The organism is Pseudonocardia charpentierae (assembly GCF_031845345.1).
GTDB lineage: Bacteria > Actinomycetota > Actinomycetes > Mycobacteriales > Pseudonocardiaceae > Pseudonocardia > Pseudonocardia charpentierae.
In genome coordinates, this window is record NZ_JAVREJ010000005.1 from 134,769 (window position 1) to 152,508 (window position 17,740).

General features: G+C 74.5%; 11 protein-coding genes and 1 pseudogene. 2 read left to right on the forward strand and 10 right to left on the reverse strand.

What is annotated here, in order from left to right; all coding sequences use genetic code 11:
* Nucleotides 1-10: 10 nt before the first annotated feature.
* Genes recD through recC form a run of 3 tightly spaced genes read right to left on the reverse strand, consistent with a single transcriptional unit; the run spans nucleotide 11 to nucleotide 8,534 of the window.
* Complete coding sequence (gene recD, locus RM445_RS10005; RefSeq protein ID WP_311555884.1) at nucleotides 11-1,819, reverse strand: exodeoxyribonuclease V subunit alpha; 1,809 nt, start codon at nucleotides 1,817-1,819, stop codon at nucleotides 11-13.
* Nucleotides 1,816-5,166, reverse strand: a complete 3,351-nt coding sequence (locus RM445_RS10010; protein WP_311555885.1) for a UvrD-helicase domain-containing protein — start codon at nucleotides 5,164-5,166, stop codon at nucleotides 1,816-1,818. The genes recD and RM445_RS10010 overlap by 4 nt, the downstream gene beginning before the upstream one ends.
* Entirely contained in the window at nucleotides 5,163-8,534 is a 3,372-nt protein-coding gene (recC, locus tag RM445_RS10015; RefSeq protein ID WP_311555886.1) for an exodeoxyribonuclease V subunit gamma, read from the reverse strand. Before recC ends, RM445_RS10010 begins: the two co-directional genes overlap by 4 nt.
* 205 nt (nucleotides 8,535-8,739) lie before the next feature.
* Here recC and RM445_RS10020 point away from each other — a divergent pair, with 205 nt between their 5' ends.
* On the forward strand, nucleotides 8,740-9,129 hold the full coding sequence (locus RM445_RS10020) for a hypothetical protein (RefSeq protein WP_311555887.1): 390 nt from the start codon (nucleotides 8,740-8,742) through the stop codon (nucleotides 9,127-9,129).
* A 90-nt stretch (nucleotides 9,130-9,219) separates the two neighbouring features.
* Here RM445_RS10020 and RM445_RS10025 read toward each other — a convergent pair whose 3' ends face one another.
* The 4 genes and pseudogenes from RM445_RS10025 to RM445_RS10035 all read right to left on the reverse strand — a co-directional run bounded on the left by RM445_RS10025 (nucleotide 9,220) and on the right by RM445_RS10035 (nucleotide 11,363).
* The gene (locus RM445_RS10025) at nucleotides 9,220-9,582 is read right to left on the reverse strand and encodes an endonuclease domain-containing protein (protein ID WP_311555888.1); all 363 of its coding nucleotides are present in this window, start codon (nucleotides 9,580-9,582) and stop codon (nucleotides 9,220-9,222) included.
* A gap of 371 nt (nucleotides 9,583-9,953) precedes the next feature.
* Nucleotides 9,954-10,085: pseudogene (locus tag RM445_RS32355) on the reverse strand (type IV toxin-antitoxin system AbiEi family antitoxin domain-containing protein); the annotation flags it as partial.
* 99 nt (nucleotides 10,086-10,184) lie between these two features.
* Nucleotides 10,185-10,679 carry a class F sortase gene (locus RM445_RS10030; RefSeq protein WP_311555889.1) on the reverse strand — a complete coding sequence of 165 codons (495 nt, stop codon included), beginning with the start codon at nucleotides 10,677-10,679 and terminating at the stop codon, nucleotides 10,185-10,187.
* Between the two features lie 183 nt (nucleotides 10,680-10,862).
* Complete coding sequence (locus RM445_RS10035; protein ID WP_311555890.1) at nucleotides 10,863-11,363, reverse strand: excalibur calcium-binding domain-containing protein; 501 nt, start codon at nucleotides 11,361-11,363, stop codon at nucleotides 10,863-10,865.
* A 205-nt stretch (nucleotides 11,364-11,568) separates the two neighbouring features.
* On the opposite strand from RM445_RS10035, the gene pgm reads away from it, so the two are divergent.
* Nucleotides 11,569-13,206 carry a phosphoglucomutase (alpha-D-glucose-1,6-bisphosphate-dependent) gene (gene pgm, locus RM445_RS10040; RefSeq protein ID WP_311555891.1) on the forward strand — a complete coding sequence of 546 codons (1,638 nt, stop codon included), beginning with the start codon at nucleotides 11,569-11,571 and terminating at the stop codon, nucleotides 13,204-13,206.
* A 157-nt stretch (nucleotides 13,207-13,363) separates the two neighbouring features.
* Here pgm and RM445_RS10045 read toward each other — a convergent pair whose 3' ends face one another.
* From RM445_RS10045 to RM445_RS10055, 3 genes are all read right to left on the reverse strand, one after another.
* Nucleotides 13,364-15,040, reverse strand: coding sequence for a hypothetical protein (locus RM445_RS10045; protein ID WP_311555892.1), 1,677 nt, complete (start codon nucleotides 15,038-15,040; stop codon nucleotides 13,364-13,366).
* A gap of 94 nt (nucleotides 15,041-15,134) precedes the next feature.
* The gene (locus RM445_RS10050; protein WP_311555893.1) at nucleotides 15,135-16,970 is read right to left on the reverse strand and encodes a BCCT family transporter; all 1,836 of its coding nucleotides are present in this window, start codon (nucleotides 16,968-16,970) and stop codon (nucleotides 15,135-15,137) included.
* A 139-nt stretch (nucleotides 16,971-17,109) separates the two neighbouring features.
* Nucleotides 17,110-17,703: a DsbA family protein gene (locus RM445_RS10055; protein WP_311555894.1), complete on the reverse strand. Its 594-nt coding sequence runs from the start codon at nucleotides 17,701-17,703 to the stop codon at nucleotides 17,110-17,112.
* Nucleotides 17,704-17,740 lie beyond the last annotated feature (37 nt).

Sequence of the window (17,740 nt, forward strand, 5' to 3'; positions counted from 1 at the left end):
GGCGCGGCCCTCAGCCCGAGAGCCGATGGCGCAGACCGCTGGCCCGGCTCACCGGTCGGCCCACCGCCGCCCGCACCGCCGCCTCCGACCCGACCACCCGCACGAAGGTGCGCGCCCGCGTCACCGCGGTGTAGAGCAGCTCGCGGGTGAGCAGCGGTGACTCGGCAGGCGGCAGGACGACCGTGACCCGGGCGAACTGGCTGCCCTGCCCGCGGTGCACTGTCATCGCGTGCACGGTCGCCACCTCCGCGAGCCGGGACGGGGCGAGCAGCGAGCGGCCCGGGAAGGCCACGCGCGGGCCGTCCGGGGTGGCGACGACCACGCCGGTGTCGCCGTTGTAGAGCCCGGTGTCGTAGTCGTTCGCCGTCACGAGCACGGGCCGCCCGGGATACCACTCGTCGTGCTCGGCCAGTTCCGGTAGCGCATCGCCCAGCCACCGCTCGATCTCCCGGCTCCACCGGGCCACGCCGTACGGGCCCCGCCGGTGCCCGCACAGCACGCGGTGGCGCTCCAGCGCCGCGAGCGCCGCGGGCACGTCCGTGTGCCGCGCCGCCGCGGCCAGGGCAATCCCGGCGTCGACGACGTCGGCGCGCACCGCGTCCGGCGCCGCCGCGGACTCGGTCTCGACGAACTCGAGGTCGTCCGTGCCGCCGCGCAGCAGGTCGACCGCCGCGTCCGCGTCGCCGGCCTGTACCGCGCGGGCGAACGCCGCGACGGTCCCTCGGAACCGCCAGACGTGATCCAGCGTGACCACGCCGTTGACCACTCCTGCCGGCAGGTCCAGCGCCGTCAGCGCGGCGTCGAGGTGCGGTTCGGGCCGGCCCGGGGCGCGGGCGAGGTCGCCGAGGACGGCGCCGGCCTCGACCGACGCGAGCTGGTCCGGGTCACCGACGAGCACGAGGCGGGCGTCGGGGCGCACCGCGTCGAGCAGCCGGGCCATCATCGTCAGCGACACCATCGACGTCTCGTCGACGACGATCACGTCGAAGGGCAGCCGGTCGTACCGGTCGTGGCGGAACCGGCTCCGTCCCGGCTGCCAGCCGAGCAGGCGGTGCAGGGTGGACGCCGTCGGGACGTCGTCGACGCCCGCCTCCCGCACGGCCTCCTGCAGTCGCGCCGCCGCCTTCCCCGTCGGCGCCGCGAGCGCGATCCGCGGTGGGGCGCCGGGGCGGTCGCGCAGCAGCGCGAGGATCTTCGCCACGGTGGTCGTCTTGCCGGTGCCCGGACCGCCGGCGAGCACCGTGACCGGGCGCAGCGCTGCCACCGCCGCCGCGAGCCGTTGCCGCTCCTCCCGAGGGTCGCGGTCGGCGAACAGCCGGTGCAGCCCGGTACGCAACCGGTCGAGGTCGACGGTCGCCGGGGTGTCCGCGCGGGCGGTCAGCTCGGTGCGGACCACCTCCTCCTGCCGCCAGTACCGCTCCAGGTACAGCAGCCCGTCGACCAACCGCAGCGGCCGCCCGTCCGGTGCGTCCGGCCCGTCCGCGACGAGCGGGCTCGCGACGCACGCCGCCGTCCACGCCGCGGGGTCGGGCCAGGGCAGGTCGGAGACGTCGACGGGCTCGTCGCCCGCACCCAGCACCGTGCCGCGCACCGCCGCGAGGTCGACGCACACCGACCCGAGCCGGATCCCGCGCACGGTCAGCGCCAGCGCGAGCACCACGTCGTCGGCGGACTCCCCGCCCAGCCGGGCGACGCGGGTGGCGACGTGCACGTCGGCGGGCTCGAGCACCCCTGCCGCGTTGAACGCCGCCAGCACCCCGGCTGCCGAGCGGGCCGCGCGGGCATCGTGCGGGTCGTCGAGCAGTACCGGGCCGGTCACCGGACACCTCCGTCGAGCAGGTCGGACAGCTCGACGACCAGCGCCGCGGGGGGCTGCCACGAGAAGACGCCGCACGGCACGCCGTCGACCACCGGCGCGTCCGGACCGCACATGCCACGCAGGTACAGGTAGAGGACGCCTCCGAGGTGGCGCTCCGGGTCGTAGTCGCGCAGCCGCCACCGCAGGAACCGGTGCAGCGCCGCGGAGTAGAGCAGCGCCTGCAGCGGGTACTGCGCGTCGATCATCGCCCCGGCGAGCCGCTCCGGGGTGTAGTGCGCGGCGGTCAGGGGCTCCGGGCCGTCCGGGCCGATCGGGCCGAGCCAGTTCGTCTTGTAGTCGACGACGGCGAACCGGGGGCCCGACAGGCGGAGGACGGCGTCGATGCTGCCCGTGAGATAGCCCCGCAACGGCTGTGTCGCCAGCGGGGCGAGCCGGCCCGGGTAGGCGGCGAGCGGGTCGGCGGCCCCGAGGTGACGCTGCAGCAACGGGACGAGATCGCCCAGGCGCACGTCCGCGACCGGGGTGTCGCCGCCTGCCAGCGGCAGCTCGAAGTCGAGCTCCGCGAGCCGGTCCGACGGCGCGAGATCCGCCAGGCAGCGGCCGTCGGCGAGCGGACCGAGCGGTGTGCGGGCGACGGGCACGAGCGCGGTGGCCAGCGCGTCGGGATCGACCGCCGGGGTGGGGTGGCGGTCCAACTCGGCGTGGACGCAGCGGAGCAGCTCGGCGCGCAGGTCCGGTGCCGTGAGGTCGGCGGCCTCGAATACCGCGTGGACCAGCGTGCCGAACCCGGTGCCGACGGGGAGGTCGGCCATGGGGGAGGGCACGGCGAGCGCCGGATCGGCGGCCCTGGTCGGTGAGACCGACGCCGGCCCGTCGTCGTCCGTCGGCTCCGGACCCTCGTCGTCCTTCTCCCGGACGTCGGGTTCCGTCAGCACCCCGGCGGGATGCGGGGCACCGTGGGCCGCCGCCGTCAGCGCGCTGTAGGACGTCCGCCGCCACGCCAGGTCCAACGTGCGGGTGAACGGGGCCGCGGTGAGCGCCTCCGCGTGCTCCGGACCCGCCGTGAAGGACGCCGGTGGACGGTCGCGGACCTGTTCCACCGCGAGATCCGGACCCGCGAGCACGCTGAGCGCCGTCAGCGCCGCGGCGTCGTTCGGGACCGGGGACGACGCGGGTGGCGTCGCGCCTGGGCCGCGCCGTCCGAACAGCAGCCGGTGCAGCGGCGACTGGGCAGCCGTCGTCGCCGGCACCCACCACGTCACCACCTGGCACCGGGCGCGGGTCAGCGCCACGTACAGCAGCCGCAGATCCTCGCCCGCCTCCTCGGCCTCGTGGCGTGCGCAGTGCTCGGGCCACCGCGGCCCGCCCGTCCCGCCGACGTCGAGCACACGCACGCCGGCGTCGTCGTGCAGCAGGGGCACGTCCGGCTCGCGCGGGACGTACCGGTCCCAGCCGAACGGCACGTACACCACGGGGAACTCCAGCCCCTTGCTGCGGTGCACGGTGATGATCTGGACCGCGGCCGCGTCGGAGTCGAGCCGCCTGCTGCGTTCGAGTCCGACGTCCGCTGCAGCCTCGTCGATGCGGTGGCGCAGCCACTCCACCAGAGCCGCCGGGCCGAGGTGCGCGTCGACCGCCGCGGCGTGCAGCGCCTGCCCGATGTGCCGGACGTCGGTCAGCCGTCGCTCGCCGTCCGTGACGCCGAGCAGGCGCCCGGGCAGGCCGGTCCCGGTGGTGACCGCCTCCAGCAGCGCCGCCACCCCCTTGCCGTGCAGCACAGCCGCCCAGCGGCGCAGGGTCGCACCCAGCTCGTCGAGCAGCGCGTCGGAGTCGGGCCCGCACAGCTCGGGAACGGTCCGGCCGAGGAAGCAGGTCAACGCCGCGTCGCGGATGCGGATCGGCCGCGGCTGCTCCAACGCGTGCAGCAGCGTCAACCACTCGCGCGCCGCCGGGGTGCCGAATACGCTCGCGGTGCCCGACAGCACGGCCGGGACGTCCACGGCCGCGAGGGCGTCGCGCATCACGGTGCCCTGGTCGTTCGTGCGCACCAGCACGGCGACGTCGCCGGGCCGCAGCGCGGCGCCCGTCACCGTCGCTCCGGAGGCGAGCAGGGCGGCGATGTCCGCCGCGGCGTCGCGGGCGACCTCCTTGCGTGCGTCCGCGGTGAGCGCGAGACCGCGGCCACTGCAGGGCAGCCCGTCGCGGGCCAGCACGCGCACCCGCACCGGCTCGTCGACCGGCGCTCGGGCCAGCCGCGGCACCGGGTGGGCCGACTCCACGTCGCGCACGACGATCCGCGGGTCGCCCAACGCGGCGCCGCCGAACACCGTGCCCAACCCGCGCAGCACGCCGGCGTCGCTGCGCCAGTTGCGGGCGAGCGTGGCATGGGCGTCGGCGTGCCCGACGGCGTCCAGGTAGCTGAAGACGTCCGCTCCCCGGAACGCGTAGATCGCCTGCTTCGGGTCGCCGATCAGGACCAGCGGCACGTGTCCGGCGAAATGCCGCAGGATGCCCCACTGCAGCGGGTCGGTGTCCTGGAACTCGTCGACCAGCACCACCCGGTACCGGGCCCGCAGCCGGGCGGCGCCCCCGCGGACGGGGTCGGCCAGCGCGTCGTGCAGCCGGGTGACCAGGTCGTCGTAGGTGTGCAGGCCGCGCACCCGCTTGCGGCGCTCGACCTCGCCGCGCACCGCCGTCGCGAAGGCGTGCCGCGTCGCAGCGGTTCCGGTCGCGCCGGCAGGCTCCAGCCGGGCCTGCGGGTCGCCGACCGCGCGGCGGGCCAGCCGCAGGGCCTCGGACCGTTCGAATGCGGGGGTACCGGCGCCCGGGGCGGCGAACTTGCGGACGTAGAAGTCGTCGACGACCTCGACCACCAGGTCGTCCACCGACTCGACGAACACCGCGTCGGCGGTGTCGCCCGCGATCCCGAGGGCGGTCAGCATCTGCCCGCAGAACTGGTGCGTGGTCGCGATGGTCGCGGCGTCGAACTCGGCGAGCGCGGCGGTGAGCCGGCGCCGGCGCAGGGCGGCCTCGTCGTCCGGGACGTTCGCGAGCAGCGCCGACACCGAGTCGGCCCCCGCCCGCGCCGCCGCGGGGTCGCGCAGCGCGCGCTCGGCGATCAGCAGCCGCTCGCGGACCCGCTCGCGCAGCTCCTGGGTGGCCTCGCGGCCGAAGGTGACGAGCAGCAGCTCCGGCAGCCGGGCGTGGCCTTCGGCGACGTACCGAGCCGCGAGCGCGGCGATGGTGAACGTCTTGCCGGTGCCGGCGCTCGCCTCGAGCACGGTGGTGCCGGTGGGCAGGTCCCCGCAGACGTCGAAGGCGACAGGACGGGTGAGAACAGCGGTCATCGCAGCACCTCCGCGGCGAGCAGGGGGCGCCACACCCGTAGTGCGAGGTCGCCGAACCGGGTCGGCTCGCTCCCGGTGCCCGGCGTCGTGAGCACCTCGCGCCCGGCTCCGGCGCCGAACACGCGGGCGTAGACCGCGTCGTCGCGCTCCGGGAACCGGCCTTCACACCAGCCGCGCAGCGCCTCGGCCAGCGCGTCGTCCGCACTGCCGCTCCCGATGCGCGTGCGGGCGTAGACCTGCGCGGCGACCGTCGGCAGCGGCAGCGGCTCGCGTAGCCCCTCGCGGTGCAGCGCCACCAGATCCGCGAGCACGCCTCGCGCCCGGGCGGCGTCGAGCGGCCCGGCGGTGGCGACCGTGACCCCGCCGCGGGCACCCCGCCCCACCGTCACCGTCCGCCAGCGGCGGTCCGGCTGCGCGGCCGTGAGCGCGACCAGCCGCACCCATGCCCGGACCCGCTGCTTCGCGGCGAGCTTGGAGAACTCGACGCGCACCGCCGCGTCACCCTGCACGCCGCCGACGGTGCCGACCACGCGGGTGCCGTCCGGGAGCGGCACGTCGACGTCGCGCGACTCCGGCACACCCGTGACGAACCTGGCGCTCGCCGCCACCAGCTCCTCGACGTCGTCGAGCACCTCCGCGAGCACGGCGTTCCCGAGCTCTCCCGGCGGCAGCTCGCCCCGCCGCCACTCGGCGGCGCGGCAGTGTGCGAGGTCCAGGCCGGCCAGCCGGTCGCGCAGGAGCCGGTCGCCGACGGCCCAGCGCTGCAGGGCGTCCAGCGCGACGGGCAGCGCATCCGCGGGATCGTCGTCCATGTCGCTGATCGGCAACCCCACCCGCTGGCGCAGGAACTGCTTCACGGGGTGTTCGACGAACGTGACGAGGTCGTCGAGCGCGACGGTGTCCGTCGGCGCCGCAGGCAGCGGACCCGGGAGGAACGGCGGGGGCGGCGCCTTGGCTCGCGCGGCGGCCAGACACCCGTCGAGCTCGGTGCGGTCGAAGCTGAACGGCCCTCGCGCCCCGAGTGCGTGTGCGGTGAAGTTGCGGGCGTCGAAGGGCTGGAGGGGGTGCCGAACGACGATGCGGTCCAGCGCAGGCCGACCGGCGGTGGCGGCGACGGCGTCCAGCAGCTCGCCCAGCGGCACCGCGGGCGGGCGGCGCGCGCCCGTCCGCGCGTCCGCTCCGGAGTAGAGGACGACGAGGTGCTCCGTCGCGGCGCACACCGCGTCGAGGAGCAGCTGGCGGTCTTCACTGCGCGGATCGCGCTCGCCGACGCGGGGGTCGCGGGCCAGGACGTCGTCGCCGTCGTCCACCCCGGCTCGGGGGAACGTGCCGTCGTCGAGACCGAGCAGGCAGATCACCCGGTGCGGCACCGACCGCATCGGCACCATCGTCGCGACGGTGAGGGTGCCCGTGCGGAAGTTCGCCCGCCCCGGACGCCCGCGGAGCCGCTCGGCCAGGAGGCCCCGCACGTCGGTGAGCGCGAGCGGCACGTCCGCCGCATGGGGACCGGCGGCCCGTGCCGCATCCGCGAGCTCGGCGCGCGCCTGGCCCGTCTGCCAGGCGTCGGCCGGGGTGGTCGCGGTCAGCGCGTCCAGGGCGTCCGTCAGCCCGCTGATCCACGCGGTGAGCGGGCGCTCGCCGGACAGGTCGGCCAGCGCCGCGGAGAGCCGGTCGACGAACTCGGCGAGACGGCCCAGCCGGTCGACGTCGCCCGACTCGACGTCGTCGAGCGGAAGCGCGGTGCCGAGCCAGCTCCCGCCCTCCATCGCGACGCCGAGCAGCAGCCGGTCCAGCCCCGCCGCCCAGGTGTTCTGCGGGAACTTCTCGAGCCGGTACGGGCTGCGGTGCGCGGCGGACAGCCCCCACCGCACGCCGGCCCGGGTGACGAGGTCGCGCAACCGGTCGAGGTCGTCGCCGTCGAGGCCGAAGCGCCGGCGGACGGGGGCCGTGGCGAGCAGGTCGAGCACCTCGGAGGCGGTCAGCCGGGCGTCGGCCAGCTCCAGCAGGCGGCCCACGACGTCGAGCAGGGGGTTCACCTGTCGTAGCGCACGATCGGCGAGCCGGACCGCGAGCCGGTGGCCCGGATGACCGCGGCGTTCGGGCACGCCCTCGGGGTCGAGCCCGAAGGCCGCGGACACGAGCGGGGCGAAGGTCTCGACGTCCGGGCAGGCGATGAGGATGTGGCGCGGTTCCAGCGTCGGGTCGTCGGCGAGCAGGCCGAGCACGATCTCGCGGAGGACCTCGACCTGCCGGTGCGGGCCGTGGCAGGCGTGCACCTGGACCGACCGGTCGTCGGCGGCGAGCACGTGGTCGTTGGCCGGAGCCCGGTCGTCGCGGACGTCGCGTTGCAGACGCTGGAGCAACGTCGCCGGGGGACCGTCCGGCGCCGGATGGGCGGTGTCCGTCGCCGCGACACCGGCCAGGCGCAGCTGCAGCTCCCGGACGTCGCGGCCGAGTGCGGAGAGCAGCGGGTGGCGGGGGAGCTCGGCCGTCGGGTCGGCGCGGCGGGCGGGTACGCCCTCGGCGACCTGGGCGACCCGCTGCCACAGGACGGGGGAGGGGTGCGGCAGCCACAGGTGCACGTCGCGGTGCCGGGCCAGCGCGGCGAGCACGACGAGGTGGTCCTGGGGCAGGCGGGTGGGGCCGAACAGCGACAGCCGCTCCGGCAGGGCGGCGAGCGCGGGGTCGCGTTCGAGCCCGGCGACCGCGGTGGCGAGCCGTTCCGCCGGGTCCGGGGCGTCGATCCGCGCCCGCAGCGCCCGCCACAGCTCGGGCTGCCAGCGCAGGTCGTCGGGCACCCCCGTGTCGTCGCCGGCGCGCCAGGCGTCGAGCAGCTCGGTGCGGTGCGTGGCGTAGGCGGCGAACAGGCCCGCGAGATGCGCGATCACGGCGAACCGGCTGCGCGCCCGATCCAGGTGGGCGGCCAGCGGGGCACACCACGGGCGGCCCGTGCAGGAATCGACGACCTCCATGAGCGGCCACACCGCGCGCGCCGGCTGCCACGGGTCGTCGTCGGTCGCGACGCCGCTGGAGCCGTCCAGCGCGGCCGCGACGACGTCGCCGGGGGAGGGGAAGACGACGTGCGCGCACACCCCGTCGCCGCGTCCCGCCGCGGTGCCGAGCCGGTGGGCCAGGCGGTGTGCCAGCCAGCGCTCCATGCCGCGGGCAGGCACCGCGACGACCTCCGCGGTGAACGGGTCGGCCGGCGGCTCGGCGAGGACGTCGGCCAGGGCGTCGGCGAGGGTGTCCGAGCGCTCGGCCCGGTGCAGGTGCAGCACGGGGTTACCGACGGATCCCGGCGCGGCGGGGTTCCGCGCTGCGGCGAACGGGGTCTTCCACGCGGCGTCGGATCGGGGGTTCCACGCCACGCAACCTAAGGCCTGGCACCGACGCCTCCGCGAGGTGCCGGGCGGTGCGTCGCGCAGTTGTCCACAACCGGCCGACCACGTGCAGTGACGAGTGGCGGGGTTCCTACACGATCGAGCGATCATGGGGCCGAACGGATAACGGGATGATGGGTTCCGGGCGATCACCGGGTAGACGAAGGCAAGCACCGAGCGTGAGGGGGACGACATGGCACAGGGATCCAACGGTCCGACCGAGTTCGAGGCCGTGATCAGGGTGCCCGAGCAGATGTCGTACCGGATCAAGGACGAGCGCCGTGGCGACGTCGTGCTGCGCCACGCCCGCCTGACCGGCCGCGGCCGTCCGACCTTCTGCTCGCCGACCCGGGCCGAGCAGTCCGGCGCCGCGCACCTGCCGGCAGGCTCGGGCACCGACGGCAAGGTCATCTACCCGACCCGCGAGGCCGCCGAGGCCGCGGCCCAGGAGCTGGAGAGCCTGGGCGCCCGTCGCCTGCGCTCCTACCTCTGCGCGCGCTCCCGGCACGGCCACTTCCACCTGACGACGGACACCGCCCGTCCCCTGCACGAGCGCATCCCGCAGCAGCGCCGCCCCGCCTGACCCCGTTCGGCGCTTGATCGTCGGATCGGGGACATGAGATCCGTATGCGGGTCCCTGGTCCCCCGATCGTCGATCAAGAACCGGGCTCGATCAGGCCGCTGCCGCACGCGTCGCGTGGACCTCGGCGACGACCTCGTCCGGCCGGCCGTCGAGGTCGTGCCAGGTGAACCGGAGCGGATCCCACCCGTCCCGGACGAGCGCGTTCTGCTTGCGGCGGTCGTTGCGGAACCTCTCGGCATCGACGTGCCACGCCCAGCCGTCCACCTCGACGGCCACCTTCTCGCGGACGAACGCGAGGTCCACCCGCCACGGGCCGAAGGGGTGGCCCAGCACCCAGCCGGTGATCCCCGCTTCGCGCAGGATCCGCACGAGGAGCCGCTCCGCAGCCGAGTCGGCGCGGTCCGCCGCAGCGATGAGCAGCCGCCCGGCGGCGGAAGATCCCGTCCTGCCCATGTGCGGCAGTAGGCCCGGTACACCTGCGGGAAGCGGACATGACGCTGCAGTGCGCGGTCGAGGAACGCCGACCCGCCGGGTAGGACGAGCGCCGTCTCGAGGACGGTGAGCGGCGGGGCGGTGAGCCGGAGGCCGCGCCTGGACATCACGTCGGCGCGCTCGAGGTCGCGTTGTCTCGTCCGGACACCCGGGCGGTTCCGCGGCTTGCATCGGCGCGGCACCGTCAGCCCGATCTCCGCCGGCGCCCGCTCGAGCATGCCGTGCCAGTGGGCCGCCGCCGGGCCCGACACCGCGGCCTCGCCGCCCGCCCACAGCCACGCCGCCCGCACGCGCACCTCGTCGGTGAGCCGGTGGCCGCCCACGAGGTAGACGCCGGGGTGCAGCCGTTCCCAGGCTCCGTCGCGCGCCCGGCGATGGACGGTCTGCTTCGCCATCCCCAGCTCGACAGCCTGCGTCAGGGTGACCACGCCACCCTGACGACGCAGGAGATGGTCGAGGGACATGGGGGAGAGGATCGGTGAACGAGGGTCGCCGGCGGGGCCGATTCGGGAATCCCGTGCCCTTGATCGGCGAACCGGGGACAGAGGACCCGAATACGGGTCTCAGGTCTCCGGTTCGCCGATCATGGTCGAGCCGACGAGGCCGGCGTAGACCACCACGTTGTCGCGGTAACTGCGCGCCGCGCGGTCGAACGAGCCCCCGCAGGTGATCAGGCGCAGGCCGGCGTGGTCGATGTCGCCGTAGACGCGCTCGGTCGGGAACGCGTCCTTCGGGTACCGCTCCACCGCGAGCACGACGAACCGCGCCGTGCTCCCGTCGGCCCGGTCGACCGCCATCTCGTCGCCCCGGTCGAGGTCGCGCAGGCGGAAGAAGACGCCCGGGGCGTGGTTCCAGTCGACGTGCGCGGCGATCACCGCGGGGCCGTGCTCGCCCGGCGTCGGGGCGCCGGTGAACCACCCGGCCACGGAACCGTCGGCCGGGACCTGCAGCGTCCCGTCGGCCTGCAGGCCCAGCCCGATCAGGGCCGAGTCGACCTCGATCGCCGGGATCTGGATACGTACCGGCGGGGCCGCGGCCAGGGCCGGAGTCGACGTCACCTGCACCGGTGCGGCGGGGGGAGGGCCGGCGACGGGGGGAGGTGCGCCGCCGCTGCAGCAGGCGAGCAGGACGCACACACCGAGGACGACCGCACCGGTCAGGCGGGCGACGGTCGGTGAAAGAGGACTGACTACCTCCGCCCGGCGCGGGACCGGGCGGAGGGTCGTGGAGTCGGGCACGCGTCAGCGTCGAGCGGGCCACCGGCGAACGCCGAGGGCAACCGCCGCGCCGAGGCCGCCGAGGAGCAGGACCACCGGCACCGGGTCGGTCGGCGCGGCCGAGCCGTCGCCGGTGTCCGCCGCACCTACCGGCTTCACGAGGATCTGGTGCTCGGGCACGGTGCGCACCGGTGCGTCGGGCGCTGCTGCCGCCGGGGGGTCGATGACGCCGGGATCCGGCTCGGTGTCCGCCACCGGCTGGACGGGTGCTGCAGGCGGCGGCGGGACCTCCGGATCGACCTGGCCCATGCGGAAGTAGTCCTCGCAGGCCACCCCGTTGTGGTTGGCGTCGAGCCGCTGCGGATCGCCGGAGTGCGACCGCAGTGCCGACTGCGCCGCGGCCTGGCTCGCGAAGTCGCGGCAGTCGCGGTCGGTCGGCTGGGGTTGCGCCGACGCGACGCCGGCGAGCGGGAAGGTGGCGACGGTGGCGAGAACCGCGGCGGCGAGAACGGTGCGCAGGTACATGGAGTGTTGGTAGCGGTCAGCTCACCCTGCGCGCACGCCCGGCGGCTCCAATCCACCCCATCTCGGGACGTCCGGCATCCCCCGATCGAGCCGGGGACCGTGTGCTACCGGCTCGACACTGCGCAATGTCGGTGCCGGGTGGCAGGGTGTTCCGCAGCACCCGCGGGTGCGATCACCACCAGCCCCGAGCCGAGGAGACGAGACGATGTCGACCGATTCCCGAGCCGGCACCCCTGCGACGGCGGCGGACCTCGTCGACGTCGAGAAGCTCCTCCGGGCCTACCACGACGGGCATCCCGACCCGTCGAACCCGCTGCAGGCGGTCGCGTTCGGCACCTCCGGTCACCGGGGCACCTCGCTGAACACCTCGTTCAACGACGACCACATCGCCGCCACCACGCAGGCCATCGTCGAGTACCGCACGCGGGAGGGCACGGACGGGCCGCTGTTCGTCGGCGCCGACACCCATGCGCTCTCCGGGCCGGCCTGGGAGACCTGCGTGGAGGTCCTGGTCGCGAACGACGTCACGGTGCTCGTCGACAGCGCGGGCGGCTTCACGCCCACGCCCGCGGTGTCGCACGCGATCCTCGCCCACAACCACAGCCGTGCCGCCGGACTCGCGGACGGCGTCGTCATCACGCCGTCGCACAACCCGCCGCAGGACGGCGGCTTCAAGTACAACCCGCCGAACGGCGGCCCCGCCGACACCGACGCCACCAAGTGGATCGCGAACCGGGCCAACGAACTGCTCGCCGCGAAGCTGGACGGGGTGCGGCGCCGCTCGCTCGACTCCGTGCGCGGCGATCTCGAGAAGTACGACTTCCTCGGCCGGTACGTCGACGACCTGCCGTCGGTCGTGAACATGGCGGCGATCCGGGACGCGGGGATCCGGATCGGGGCCGACCCGATGGGCGGTGCCAGCGTCGCGTACTGGGGCGCGATCGCCGAGCGGCACGGGCTCGACCTCACCGTCGTCAACCCGAACGTCGACCCGCAGTTCGGGTTCATGACGCTCGACTGGGACGGCAAGATCCGCATGGACTGCTCGTCGCCGTACGCGATGGCCTCGCTGGTGCAGCGGCGCAACGAGTACCAGATCGCCACCGGCAACGACGCCGACGCCGACCGGCACGGCATCGTCACCGCGGACGCCGGTCTGATGAACCCGAACCACTATCTGGCCGTGGCCATCGGCTACCTCTACGCCAATCGCCCGGACTGGCCGCAGGACACCGGCATCGGCAAGACGGCCGTCAGCTCGTCAATGATCGACTTCGTCGCGCACGACCTGGGCAGGCGGCTTGTCGAGACCCCCGTCGGGTTCAAGTGGTTCGTGCCGGGCCTCATCGACAGCTCGATCGCGTTCGGGGGCGAGGAGAGCGCGGGCGCGTCGTTCCTGCGCAGCGACGGCACGGTGTGGACCACCGACAAGGACGGTCTCATCCTCTGTCTGCTCGCCTCGGAGATCCTGGCGGTCACCGGGCAGACGCCCAGCGAGCGCTACCGGGAGCTGACCGCCCGCTTCGGTGAGCCCGTGTACGCCCGGATCGACGTGGCCTGCAGCAAGGACGACAAGGCGAAGCTCGGCAAGCTCGCCGCGGACGACGTCACGGCGACCGAGCTCGCCGGCGACCCGATCACCCAGCGGCTCACCGAGGCCCCGGGCAACGGCGCGGCGATCGGCGGGCTGAAGGTGGTGACCGACGGCGGCTGGTTCGCCGCACGGCCCTCGGGAACCGAAGACGTCTACAAGGTCTACGCCGAGAGCTTCCGGGGGCCGGAGCACCTGGCGCGGATCCAGGAGGAGGCCCGGGAGGTCGTGTCGGCAGCGCTCAACGGCTGACGCCGAGGGCGGCCGACCGGCCCAGCGGCCGTGGGCGGAAGGGCGGCATCGTCAGAAGTGACGATGCCGCTGGAACCCTGGTGCGGTGCCCGTCACCATTGAGGGAGCGTTGCCGCGGTACTCGTGCCCGGGTCTCGTGGCAACGCTCACCCAAGCCTCACCGGCCCGCTGCGTTTCGTGCCCGGATCGCGAGCGGGCCGGTGCGAGGCCCCCGGCTGGTGACGAGTGGCCGCCCCCCGTCCCGGAGCCGGGCACTGTCCCGACGTTCCCCGCTGCGACGCAGCGCGAAGAGCGCCAGCTCGCGGTGTGCAGGCTCGTCCGTCCGGCGCAGCAGCCGCGCCAGCTCGTCCGCCGCGGCGCGGGGGCTGCGGGCGGCGACCCACACGGTCAGCTCGGCCTCGGCGACCTCCCGGCGCACCCCGGCCAGCCGCGTGCAGACGTACTCGACGTCTTCGTCGGCGAGCTCGCCCACGAGCGGCGCGGGCACCCCCTGCTCGACCAGCATCTCGCGGACGCCCCAGAGGCCGATCGGGGTGAGCGCGACCAGTGTGGGGTCGGGGTCGTCACGACCGGCGAGCTCGGTCAGCATGGCGTGGTCGTGGCTCTCGGTGAGGTGCACGGCTCCGAGCAGCTCCAGGGCGTCGACCACCGCGGTGACGTCGCGGCGCCACAGCCGCTGCTCGACGTCGCCTGCGAGGTCGTCGACGACGCAGCCGAACCGCGCGTTGACCGCGTCGCGGACCCGGCGGTGGAACAGCTCGACCGGGACCGGATCCCCGCCGGCGGCGTAGAGGTCCAGCATGAGCATCGGCAGCGCCTCGCCCAGCGACATCCCGAACAGCGACGGCGCCCCGAACACGTTGCTGCCCCCGAAGTGCTCGCCGAGCGTGCCCAGCGCGACGAACGCCCGCTGCCACAGCTCGATCGGCCTGCCGAGCAGTGTCGTGGCGCTCTTGACCGGCACCAGCCGGCCCTTGACGACCCGCAGCAGCCGCGCCTGCCGCGCCCACGCGACGAGCAGGCTGGTCTCCGGCAGGTCGTCGGCGGTGCGTGCGTGGTCGCGGGAGAAGGCGTCGACGTCGAGCGTGGCCGCCAGGGCGCGGGCGTCCGCCAGCAGTAACCGGCCGTCGGCGGTGAGCGGCCGACCGGTGCGCACCCAGCGGGTGACGGTCCGCAACCGCACCACGGCCTCTGCGGTCTCTGCGGACGCGAGCAGTGCCGCGGCGCCCGGCAGCAGCGCGGGGGCCAGGTCCGGGGTCGGGGGACCGGTGTCGGGCTCCGGATCTCCGCTGTCGCGGCGCGTCACCTCGGCGAGGGCGTCGCGGTCCACGTCGACCTCGCCGCGGCGCACCTGCTCGAGGAAGCGGGCGACGGCCGCCGGGTCCGCGGCAGGGACGCCGTGGCGGCGCAGCTGGACGGCCCAGAACGTGCCGAGGTCACGGTTGCGCTCGTCGGCCAGTGCGTCGTGCAGGGCGGGTGTGCTGTCGTCGATCTGGGCGTGCAGCTGGGCGGGGGCCGCGGACCCAGGATCGAGCCAGTCGCGCTCGGCAAGGAAGCCGATCAGTGCGTGCAGTGCGACCGGCACCGCCTCACGGTCGTCGTCGAGCAGGGCGACGGTCCGCGGGAACCAGACGGCCAGCGCGTCCGCGACGTGCGCCCGCGTCCACCGGCCCAGGCGCCCGTCGACGCCGTGGCGGTGGTCGAGCGCGGCTGCGACCAGCGCGGGATGGACCGGGATGCTGCGACGCCGGGCCCACGCGACCACGAGGGACTGGAGGCGCTCGCGGGCGGCCAGGTACCCCTCATGGTCGTCGGGACCGAAGACGAGGCGCACCAGGCCACTCCATCAGATACTGCGGTGCCGGGCACACCGGGGTCACCCGGTCGAGACCGCCGCGACGTGGGCGAACCCGACCGGGCCCGCCTCCCTATTTGTCGGTGGCGCCCGTGTGCTGCGCCGGGACGTCGACCGGGTGCGCCGTGCCGTTCCCGTGGGCCCCGTTCCCGTCCGCGCCGTGCACGGCGTGCCGCCCGTGCTCGGCGTGGGTCTCGACGCTCACCGGCCGCGTGATCGGGTGCGGCTTGACCGGCACGAAGAACGAGTCGCCGTAGGCCCGTTGGCCGAACTCGATCGCCTGCTCGATGGCCTTGGTCGAGCGCAGCCCGCGCCGGACCAGTGGATCGCTGCGCAGGTCCCGCGCCAGTGCCACGCACATGAGCACCATGACCAGTGCGAACGGTGCGGCCATGATGATCGTGATGTTCTGGATGCCGGACAGCGCGTCACCCTCGCCGCCCCCGACGATCAGCATGATGGCCGCGATCGCGCCCATCACCGCTCCCCAGAAGATCACGACGCTGCGGGTGGGGTGGATCGTGCCGCGCTGCGAGAGCGTGCCCATGACGATCGACGCCGCGTCCGCGCCGGAGACGAAGAAGATCGCGACGAGCAGCATCGCGATCACGCCGAGGACGGCGCCGAGCGGCATCGTGTCGAGCAGGCCGAACAGCTGTCCCTCGGTCGGCCGGGACGCGAGATCCGTGCCGGTGCGCTGCAGCTGGATCGCGGTCCCGCCGAAGATCGCGAACCACAGCAGGCTGACGGCGCTCGGGATCAGGATGACGCCCGAGATGAACTGGCGGATGGTGCGCCCGCGGCTGATGCGTGCGATGAACATGCCGACGAACGGCGTCCAGGAGATCCACCACGCCCAGTAGAAGATCGTCCAGCCGGCCAGCCAGGTCGCGGTCTCGTCGCCGCCGGTGGCCGCGGTGCGGGCGGCCATCTGTGCGAGATTGCCGAAGTAGTCGCCGATCGCGGTGGGCAGCAGGTTGAGGATCAGGATGGTCGGGCCGCCGATGAAGACGACCAGGGCGAGAATCCCGGCCAGCACCATGTTGATGTTCGACAGCCACTGGATGCCCTTGGAGACGCCGGACACCGCGGAGAGGATGAAGCAGATCGTCAGCACCACGATGATCGTGACCAGCAGGGTGGTGCCGACGTTGTCCATGAAGCCGCCGGCGGTGAGTCCGCCGCCGATCTGCAGGGCACCGAGCCCGAGGGAGGCGGCGGAGCCGAAGAGCGTCGCGAAGATCGCGAGGATGTCGACGGCGCGCCCGAACGCGCCCTCGGCGCGCTTGCGGCCGAACAGTGGGATGAAGGCCGAGCTGATCAGCTGCGGGCGGCCCCGGCGGAAGGTGCTGTAGGCGATGGCGAGCCCCACGACCGCGTAGATCGCCCACGGGTGCAGCGTCCAGTGGAAGAGAGTGGTGGCCATCGCGGTGTCGAGGGCCTCGGTGGAGTTCGGCGCGACGGTGCCCGGCGGTGGCGAGGTGAAGTGCGACAGCGGCTCGGCCACGCCGTAGAACATGAGCCCGATGCCCATGCCGGCGCTGAACATCATCGCGATCCAGGAGACGGTGCGGAATTCCGGCGCCTCGTCGTCGCGGCCGAGCGGGATCCGCCCGTAGCGACTCACCGCCAGCCACAGCGCGAAGATCACGAACCCGCTCGCCGCGAGCACGAACGCCCAGCCGCCTGCGGTGATCACGCCGCCTAGCACCGCCGTGGCGACGGCGCTGAGCGAGTCGGTGCCCGCCACGCCCCAGACGATGAACGCCAGGATGATCGCGGCGGCGATCCCGAAGACCCAGCGGTCCAGCACCGGGTGATGGTCTTCGGGGGTGGGAGTCGGGTCCGTCGGGGCCGCCTCGGGGACGGGATCGGCCGAAATGTGGGTCTTGCCCTGCTCCAGCGTCATGGTCGGCGGCCCTCGACTGCCGGGCCTTGCCCCCCTCCCGTTGCGGCTTACGTCGTGTGCAGCACAGTGCGCCGTCGGTCGAGAAGAGGTCAACAGGCACTTATAGACGGAATCCGACCGTTACAAGATTTCTGCGCACCTAGAAGGGGTTGCGCGCCGTCTTCAGCTCGCTGAACGCCGGCACCCCGGCGATGAGGCGGACCGCCTCGAACAGTTGCATCGCCTGGTCGCCGGTCGGGGCGGGGACGACGACCGGTCCGAAGAAGCCGCGACCCTCGAGCGCGACGACCGGGCTGCCGACGGTGTCGCCGACCGCGGCCTGGGACGCCTCGTGCTCGGCCCGCACCGCGGCGTCGAGCGACTCGTCGTCGACGGCCGCCGCCACCGACTCCGGCAGCCCCGCCTCGGCGACCGCCGCCGCGATCGACGCGTCGTCACTCGCCTCGCCCTTCTCGTGCCGGCGGGTGCCGAGCGCGGTGTAAAGGCGCGCGACCGCGTCGCTCCCGCCCTCGGCCTGCGCGGCGGCGAGCGCGCGCAGTACCCGGCCGCCCTGGCGGACGCCCTCCCGGTGCTTCTCGGGGATCTCCTTGCCCTCGTTCAGCACGCCGAGGCTCATCAACCGCCAGGTGACCGTGGCGGCACCGGCGTCGGCGACCTCGGTGATCCAGCAGGAGGTGCGCCAGGTGAACGGGCAGTTCGGGTCGAAGAAGAACTCGACGGGAGTGGCGGGCATGGCGACCTCCGGACGGGGAGCAGTTGGTGGAGAGCCC